The 8,917-nt window shown below is 64.1% G+C and carries 8 protein-coding genes; all 8 read left to right on the forward strand.

Annotation, left to right across the window (positions count from 1 at the left end; translation table 11 throughout):
- Positions 1–24 precede the first annotated feature (24 nt).
- On the forward strand, positions 25–657 hold the full coding sequence (locus CCR95_RS06730; protein WP_201092977.1) for a phosphoribosylanthranilate isomerase: 633 nt from the start codon (positions 25–27) through the stop codon (positions 655–657).
- On the forward strand, positions 638–1,888 hold the full coding sequence (trpB, locus tag CCR95_RS06735) for a tryptophan synthase subunit beta (protein ID WP_201092966.1): 1,251 nt from the start codon (positions 638–640) through the stop codon (positions 1,886–1,888). Before CCR95_RS06730 ends, trpB begins: the two co-directional genes overlap by 20 nt.
- On the forward strand, positions 1,885–2,721 hold the full coding sequence (gene trpA, locus CCR95_RS06740) for a tryptophan synthase subunit alpha (RefSeq protein WP_201092967.1): 837 nt from the start codon (positions 1,885–1,887) through the stop codon (positions 2,719–2,721). Before trpB ends, trpA begins: the two co-directional genes overlap by 4 nt.
- Positions 2,722–2,726: 5 nt before the next feature.
- The gene (gene accD / locus CCR95_RS06745) at positions 2,727–3,659 is read left to right on the forward strand and encodes an acetyl-CoA carboxylase, carboxyltransferase subunit beta (protein WP_242523100.1); all 933 of its coding nucleotides are present in this window, start codon (positions 2,727–2,729) and stop codon (positions 3,657–3,659) included.
- A 107-nt stretch (positions 3,660–3,766) separates the two neighbouring features.
- Positions 3,767–4,282 (forward strand): exosortase H, encoded by a 516-nt coding sequence (xrtH, locus tag CCR95_RS06750; protein ID WP_201092968.1) that lies wholly within the window; start codon positions 3,767–3,769, stop codon positions 4,280–4,282.
- On the forward strand, positions 4,279–4,857 hold the full coding sequence (locus CCR95_RS06755) for an exosortase H-associated membrane protein (RefSeq protein ID WP_201092969.1): 579 nt from the start codon (positions 4,279–4,281) through the stop codon (positions 4,855–4,857). Before xrtH ends, CCR95_RS06755 begins: the two co-directional genes overlap by 4 nt.
- Positions 4,858–5,309: 452 nt before the next feature.
- Positions 5,310–8,603 (forward strand): PKD domain-containing protein, encoded by a 3,294-nt coding sequence (locus CCR95_RS06760; protein WP_201092970.1) that lies wholly within the window; start codon positions 5,310–5,312, stop codon positions 8,601–8,603.
- Positions 8,604–8,638: 35 nt separating this feature from the next.
- Positions 8,639–8,917: IS4/Tn5 family transposase DNA-binding protein (locus CCR95_RS06765; RefSeq protein ID WP_201090848.1), on the forward strand; the 279-nt coding region annotated here is incomplete at its 3' end.

The following is an 8,917-nucleotide window of genomic DNA, read 5'->3' on the forward strand; positions in this document are numbered from 1 at the left end:
CCGGCTCCGGACCGCTCCTCGCGCATGGCCCGAACCCGGGTTAAGATCTGCGGCCTGACGCGCGAGAGCGATGTCGATGCGGCCGTGGCCGCGGGCGCCGATGCCGTTGGTTTCGTCTTTCATCCGCCGAGTCCGCGCGCGGTGACGCCCGAGCAAGCGCGTTGTCTATGCGAGCGTCTGCCGCCCTTCGTGAGCGCGGTCGGGCTCTTCGTCGACGCCGCGCCCGCGACGATTCGCGCGACCCTGGACCAGGTGCCGCTCGATCTGTTGCAATTTCACGGCGACGAAGCGCCCGCGCACTGCGTGAGCTTTGGCCGCCGCTGGATCAAGGCAATCCGCATGCGTCCGGGGATCGACCCGATGGCCGAGCGGGCGCGATTCGCGGGGGCCGCCGGACTTCTGCTCGATACCTTCGAGCCCGGACGCGCCGGGGGCACGGGACAGCGCTTCGACTGGGAACGCATCCCACCCGAGCTGGCCGCGTCCATCGTGCTCGCCGGTGGGCTGGATCCGTCGAATGTCGTCGAGGCCATCGAACGTCTGCGGCCCTATGGGGTCGATGTCAGCGGCGGTGTCGAAGCCGCGAGGGGCATCAAGGATCACGCAAAGATTTTCGCATTTCTGCAAGGGGTAAGCGATGGCGACAAACGCCGATAACCTCCGTGCATCGCGCACGGAGCCGGGTCGCGGGCCGACCTACGATCTACCGGACAGCCATGGTCATTTCGGACCCTATGGCGGGATGTTCGTCCCCGAGACGTTGATGCATCCACTGGAGGAACTGCGCGCGGCCTATGCCGCCTGTCTCGCCGATCCGAACTTTCAGGCCGAGATGGATGCGGATCTGCGCGATTATGTCGGGCGGCCCTCGCCGCTCTACCATGCCGAGCGCTGGAGCCGCGAACTGGGCGGCGCGCAGATCTATCTCAAGCGCGAGGATCTCAACCACACCGGCGCGCACAAGGTCAACAACACCATCGGTCAGGCGCTGCTCGCGCGGCGCATGGGCAAGACCCGCATCATCGCCGAGACCGGCGCCGGTCAGCACGGCGTCGCCAGCGCGACCGTCGCCGCCCGTCTCGGGCTGGAATGCGTGGTCTACATGGGCGAGGTCGACATCGCGCGCCAGGAGGCCAATGTCTACCGGATGCGTCTGCTCGGCGCGCGGGTGGTGCCCGTCACCTCCGGCTCGCGGACCCTCAAGGACGCGCTCAACGAGGCGATGCGCGACTGGGTCACGAACGTCGATAACACCTTTTATATCATCGGCACCGTCGCCGGACCGCATCCCTATCCGATGATGGTCCGCGACTTTCAGTCGGTGATCGGCCGCGAGGCGCGCGCCCAGATCCTGGAGCGCGCCGGGCGTCTGCCGGACGCGCTGGTTGCCTGCGTGGGCGGCGGATCCAACGCCATCGGGCTGTTTTATCCCTTCATCGAGGATCGCGAGGTCGCGATTTACGGCATCGAGGCAGCGGGCGAGGGGATCGCGACCGGGCATCATGCCGCGCCGCTGACCGCCGGTCGGCCTGGCGTGCTGCACGGCAACCGCACCTATCTGATGGAAGACGCGAACGGCCAGATCATCGAGACCCACTCCATCTCGGCCGGACTCGATTATCCGGGCGTCGGCCCCGAACACGCTTGGCTGAAGGATAGCGGACGCGCCCACTATGACGCGGTTACCGATGACGAGGCGCTAGCCGCCTTCCACCATCTGACCCGCACCGAGGGCATCATCCCCGCGCTGGAGTCCAGTCACGCGCTGGCCTACGCGCACAAACTCGCGCCGACCCTGCGCCAGGATCAGATCATCCTGGTCAATCTGTCCGGTCGCGGAGACAAGGACATGCACACGGTCGCACTGCACGACGGGTTGGTTCTATGAGTCGGATTGCGCAACGTTTCGAGCAACTGCGGGAGCGGGGGCGCACCGCGCTCATTCCCTTCGTCACCGCCGGCGACCCCGCGCCCGAGGTGACCGTCCCACTGATGCACGCGATGGTCGCGGCGGGCGCGGATCTCGTCGAACTGGGCGTGCCCTTCTCCGATCCCATGGCCGATGGCCCAGTGATCCAGCGCGCGACCGAGCGGGCGCTCGCCATGGGCGTCTCGCTGACGCATGTTTTGGAGATGGTCCGGCAATTCCGTGAGCGGGATGCCGAGACCCCCGTGGTTCTGATGGGCTATCTGAACCCCATCGAGGTCATGGGCTACGAAGCCTTCTCGCGCCAGGCACAGGCGTCGGGCGTGGATGGCGCACTGATCGTCGACCTGCCGCCCGAGGAGGGGCACGATCTGATCGAAACCATGAAATCGCATGGCCTGGATCTGGTCTATCTGCTCGCCCCGACCTCCACCGAGGCGCGCATCGCGCGGATTGGCGGCGTTGCCTCCGGCTTCGTCTACTATGTCTCGGTCAAGGGCGTGACAGGGGCGGGTCATCTGGATACCGAGGCCGTCGCCGGGCAGGTGCGCCTGATCAAATCCCTGATCCTGCTGCCCGTGGGAGTCGGATTCGGAATCAAGGATCCAGAGACCGCCGCCAGCGTGGCGCGGGGCGCGGATGCGGTGATCGTCGGCAGCGCCATCGTCAGCCGTATCGAGACGCTGGCCGACACCCCGGAGCGAATTCCCGAAACCATCGCCGATTTTCTGGCCGGACTGCGCCACGCGATCGACGCCGTTGACGCCTTGCCTGAACCACGGACCGCGGAGTAACACACATGACCGAACCGGAAGCCGGCGCAGCCCTGAAGCAGGCGATGGGCAAGAGCAAGAGTTGGTTCGAGAAGCTGATCCCGAGCCGTATCCGCATTGAGGCCAGCACCAAGCGGGCGGTCCCGGAAGGCGTCTGGGCCAAATGTCCCGGTTGCCACGCGATCCTCTATCGCGCCGAGCTGGAACGCAATCTGGAAGTCTGCCCCAAATGCAACCATCACAACCGGATCGGAGCGCGCCGGCGTCTCGATGCCTTTCTCGATCCCGAGGGTCGCGAGGAAATTGGCGTCGACCTGGAGTCGCTGGACCCGCTCAAATTCAAGGATCTGAAGAAATACAAGGATCGTCTCGTCCAGGCACAGAAGCAGTCCGCCGAAAAGGACGCGCTGGTGGTGATGCGCGGCCGGCTCAAGGACACGCCCATCGTCGCATCCGCCTTCGAATTCAGCTTCATGGGCGGTTCCATGGGCTCGGTGGTGGGCGAGCGTTTCGTGCGTGGAGTCGATGCGGCGCTGGAGATGAACGCGCCCTATGTCTGTTTTTCCGCCAGTGGCGGCGCACGGATGCAGGAGAGCCTTTTCTCGCTGATGCAGATGGCCAAGACCAGCGCGGCGCTCGGGCGGATGCGCGAGCGCGCGCTGCCCTTCGTCTCGGTGATGACCGATCCCACCATGGGCGGCGTCTCCGCCAGTCTGGCGATGCTCGGCGATCTGAATATCGCCGAGCCCGGCGCGCTGATCGGTTTCGCCGGTCCCCGTGTCATTGAGCAGACCGTGCATGAAAAGCTGCCGGAAGGTTTTCAGCGCAGCGAGTTTCTGATGGAAAAGGGCGCCATGGATATGATCCTGGACCGTCGCGACCTGCGCGAACGGATCGCCGATCTCCTGGCGATTCTCGCCCACCGACCCCGCTATTGCCGCACGGTTGTTCCGGTCTGATTTGGTTGATTAGCCGCCGGAGAATCTTCTAGAGCCGACCGTCGTGACATCCATCTGCAGCGAACCAGGATGAAGGACATGCAGCGTTATCTTGCCGAGTTCTGCCGATGAGAAAATTTTTCTTTGTTTTTTCGCTACTGGTCGTGCTGCTGTTCGCCGCCGAGCTGCTGCCCTGGGGCCAGACCTGGTTCGTGCTGCCCTGGACCGCCGCCATCACGGATCTCAGCGCCTGGCTGATGCAAACCGTCGACGATCAGGTGCAGGCACAGGGCAAGCTGATCTGGGATCAGGCCAGCGGTTTTGCGGTGTCGGTGGAGGCCGGGTGCAATGGGGTCGAGGCGGCGATCATTCTGGTGGCGGCGATGGTCGCCTTTCCGGCTCCCTGGCGTCACAAGCTGACGGGCATTCTGGTGGGGGTGGCGACGGTGCAGGCGCTGAATGTGCTGCGCATCATCAGCCTCTTCTATCTCGGGCAATGGAACAAAGCGGTCTTCGAATGGGCGCATCTCTATGTATGGCAGGCGCTCATCATGCTGGATGTGCTGCTGGTCTTTCTGTTCTGGCTGCGCTGGCTGTCCAGGCAGGAACAAGCTGCGAAACCAATGCCAGAGGGTACGACATGAGTACCGTCGGCCGTTTCGCGCTGAAAGTCTTTTTGTGGCTGCCGATCTGCTTTGGGATCTGGTATTTCGCCTCGATCCTGTTTGCGGTGCCGCTCGCCTCGACGCTCGATGTCGTGATGACCTGGCTCTTTCCCGATCTGGTGCAGGCGGTCGCGCGCAACGGCAATGCCTTGCTCGCAGTCCTGCGCGTGGAGGCCATGCCGGGTGAGCTGAACACGCCGCCCGCCGATGCAGCGATCGCCTTTGCCATCAATCCGCTGAAATACGGCTACGGCGTGCCGCTCTACAGCGCCCTGGTGCTCGCGATTCCGGATGACGAGGAAACCGGCAAGCTCTGGCACTGGCTCCTGGGCATGCTGATCCTCTTTCTGGCGCAGGTATTTGGCCTGGCTGCCGAGATCCTGAAAGACCTGGCGTTCGGCATGGAGGCGGCGCGCGCGCAACTGGGGTTTTCAGCATTCGGACATGAGATGCTGGCGCTTGCCTACCAGCTTGGTTATCTGATTCTGCCATCGCTGGCCCCGATCATGATCTGGGCCGCGCAGTTTCGCCGCCAAGTGGCGGACTTAAGGTGATGTGCTATCTGAATCTTTGAACCTAAATCCGGCATTTGGAACTGCGAATAATACGATTAAAAACAATAGCTTGCAATGTAAAAGACGGTCACCCCTTGGGTGGACGTCGTCATCGATGCAAAACATTGAAAGCCTTTGTGTTCTTTGTGTTCTTTGCGGTTCGACCGCTTCTGCAAGCGGATGCGCCACTTCAGGCGCGCGAGCGGGTCCGTCACACCTGTGCGGCGCGCGACATGCAGCCCCCCAGAGGTTGCATTGAAGCAGCCGACGACAACCTCCGAACCGCGGTCCAAACGGGTCTATCGACCCGTCTCCGCACGCTCCGTCCGTTCCGTCAATAAACCCGCTTTCTCTGTGGCGATTGTGTCGCCGCTGGAGACTCTGCTAGAGTCCGCCCCCGACCGTCACGACATCAGCGGTTTTTCGCTCTGGATTGAGTGCAGGAGGATGGAATGCGTAGCCCGTCAGATTGGTTGGACCAGGGTCGCCGCGTGCGATCGACGCCTCGACGTCACGTCGGCGATGGCCCGCGTCGGAGCGGCTGGCGGGAGCTGGGACGCGGTCTGACGGCAGGCGCTCTGGGGTTGCTCCTGATCGGCACGGCGAGCGCCCAGAACGGCGACGAGTACACGATTCTCCTGGATCGTGACCACGATACGCGCACCGGCTGCACCGTCACGAGCGCGGCGGCGGGAACCTTTGCCGGAGTCGATCGCCGGCTGGTCACCACCGTCACCGGCACAACGGTCACCGCCATCCGATTGGAACCCTGCATCTCGGGTACCTGGGGCACCGCGACCTGGACGAGTGCGGCCGGCTGGCCGGTCGGGGTCGGTCTGGGGCTCGCGGAATCGTCCGTCATCGAAACCTCTCTGCCGAGGGCCGCGTTGGGTGCCACCAGCGCCCTCCGGCTCGGCGTGCTCTCCCCCGGCAGCGCGGCGGAAGACGCCTTGTTCGCCGACGGCAACCAGGCGATCACGCTAAATATTCCGCCTGCCGTCTCCGCAACCGCCGCGATTCCCACCCTCAGCCCGCCGGTCGTCTTCTTCCTCGCCCTGTTGCTGGCGGGGATCGCGGGCTACAGCTTGCGTCAGCACCGCCATCGGGCACAATGGCTGCTCCTGGTCGGCGCCGTCACGTTGACCAGCCTGGTGTGGGCCGCCTTTCAGCCGGATGGGAAGATCGGGGATTGGCAGGGCATCGAACCGCTGGCCACCCAGAGTGGCTCCGTAACGGCCCCCACGCACCTCGTGGCGCTCTTCGCGCAAGCCGATTCGACCAACCTGCATTTCCGCATTGATGCCGGAATCCCGCCCGCCTGTGCCAGCAACCAGGCACCACAGGTCAACGCCGGCGGGGATCAGACCATCACCCTGCCCGCCAGCGCCACCCTGGATGGCACCGCAACGGACGACGGCTGTCCCGTGCCGCCCGGCACCCTAACCCTGACCTGGAGCCAGACCAGCGGCCCCGGCACGGCCAGTTTCGCCAATGACAGCGCGGCCAACACCAGCGTGACTTTCACCACGGCAGGCGATTATGTGCTGCGCCTGACCGCCAGCGATGGCGTACAGGCCATCAACGATGAACTCACCGTGACGGTCGAGTCCGAAGACCTCGGCGGCCTGCCGCCAGATCCCGCGCGCGTGGCACCCGTCATCGACCCGACCGTCGCCACCACCCACCAGGCCGCGACCCAATTTCTCTACACCGGCGCCAATCCGATCCAGACCGGCGTCGCCGAGGGCACCATCGACCCGGTGCGCAGCGCCCTCCTCCGCGGGCGGGTGCTCGACCGCGACAATCAACCGCTGCCCGGCGTCACCGTCACCGTCCTCAACCATCCCGAATTCGGTCAGACCCTGAGCCGCGCCGACGGCTGGTTCGACCTCGCCGTCAACGGCGGCGGCTATCTGACCGTCAACTACGCCAAGGACAGTTATCTGTCGTCGCAGCGCCAAAGCAACGTGCCCTGGCAGGACTCCGTGGTGCTGGATGACGTGGTGCTGATCGGGCTCGATCCGCAGGTCACGACCATCGATCTTGCCGACACCACCCAAGTGCAGGTCGCGCGCGGCAGCGTGCAGACCGACGACGACGGCAGCCGTCAGGCCACCCTGCTGTTCCCGCCCGGCACCCAGGCCAGCATGGTCCTGCCCGACGGCTCCACTCAGCCCATGACGACGCTCAGCGTGCGCGCCACCGAATTCACCGTCGGCCCCAACGGCCCGCGCGCCATGCCGGCGGCTCTGCCGCCCAATGTCGCCTATACCTATGCAGTTGATCTCAACGCCGACGAAGCCCGAGCGGCGGGCGCCACTAAGGTCACCTTCGCCCAACCCGTGCCCTTCTATGTCGAAAACTTCCTCGGCTTTCCGGTTGGCACCGGCATCCCGCTCGGGTACTACAACGAAGAGCGGGGCGTCTGGGAGCCCTACGACAATGGCATCACCCTCAAGATTCTGCGCATCGTCGACGGCCTGGCGGAACTCGACACCAATGGCGACAACCTGGCCGACACCGGCACGCCTGCGCTGGCGATCACCGAGGACGAACGCCGCCGCCTCGCCGATCTCTATGCCGCTGGGCAAACGCTCTGGCGCGTCTTGATCCCGCACTTCAGTGCATGGGATAGCAACCAGGCAACGAGTTGTTCGGACAACACCGATGCGCAACCCGACGCGCAGGAGTGCAGCTTCGCCGAAGCGCCGAAAGACGCCGATAAAGTCCCCGACCTTAAGCTAAACAAATCTTGCGAACAGGATGGCTCAACCATCGAGTGCGAAAACCAAACCCTGGGCGAAACCCTGCCGCTCGCCGGCACCGGGCTGACCCTCAACTACCGCAGCGATCGCGTCCCAGGCCGCGCGGGCGGGCGCACACTGGAGATCCCGCTCACCGGTGCCACCCTGCCCACCCGTCTGGGCCGGATCGTCGCCAGTGTCACCGTCGGCGGGCGACGGTTCGAGTTGGGCGACGAGTTCAGTCCGTGCGCCGGGCGGTCGTTCGCGCCCGCGCCGAATCTGCGCGCCACCTTCATCTGGGACGGCAAGGATCAGACCGGGCGCCCACTCTATGGCGCCCAGCCCGTCACGGTGGACATCGTCTATCGCTATCCGGTGATCTATCAACGGACCTCGCGCTTCGGATACGACGGCGAAGGCCGGATCAACGTGGCGGTTCCGCCCGGCGGCAACTGTACGCGGGTTATGGAACTCAAGACCAGCTACCAAACTCAGGTGGTGGGCACACCCCTGATCGAACAGATGATCGGCGGTTGGTCGCTTGATGCGCATCATGTCTACGACCCGATTGGCAAAGTGTTGTATCTCGGCGACGGAACGCAGCGCAGCGGGCAAAGTCCGCAACAGCAAAATATCATCACGACGATCGCCGGCACGGGTGCCGCGGGATTCGGTGGCGATGGTGGGCCAGCGAAGCTCGCGCGGTTGAATAATCCGTCTGGTATGTGGGTTACTCCCGATGGTAGCCTTTTGATTGCGGATCAAGGAAATCACCGTATTCGTCGAATTAATCCTAGCGGTATCATTAGTACGATCGCTGGGACGGGTACAGCCGGTTTCAGCGGTGATGGCGGTCTTGCTATCCAAGCTCAACTTAATGCGCCGGAAGGCGTTAAAATGTCCCCTGACGGTAGCATTGTCATTGCAGACACATATAATCATCGAATTCGCCGAGTAAGCTCTAATGCATCCCATTACACACAACTCCCCGTGTGCGGGTAAAATAGGTTTGAGCATTCACGTTCATTGGGGATCGCATGGGCTGGGCAGAAGACGAATTTCGCGGGATCGCTCTGGGCGACGCGCGCCGCGATCGGCGGGTGGTTCAATTGGTGGAGCGTCTGGCCGAGCGACCCACGGCGAGCATTCCGGGTGCGTGTCATGGTTGGGCGGAGACCCAGGCGGCGTATCGCTTTCTGTCCCAGGAGACGTTCGAGTGGATGGATATCCTGGAACCGCATCGCCAATGCACGCGCGAACGCATGGCGAGCCAGCCGGTGGTGCTGTGCGTGCAGGACACCACCGAGTTGAACTTC

The sequence above is a fragment of the Thiocystis minor genome (assembly GCF_016653465.1).
Classification (GTDB): domain Bacteria; phylum Pseudomonadota; class Gammaproteobacteria; order Chromatiales; family Chromatiaceae; genus Chromatium; species Chromatium minus.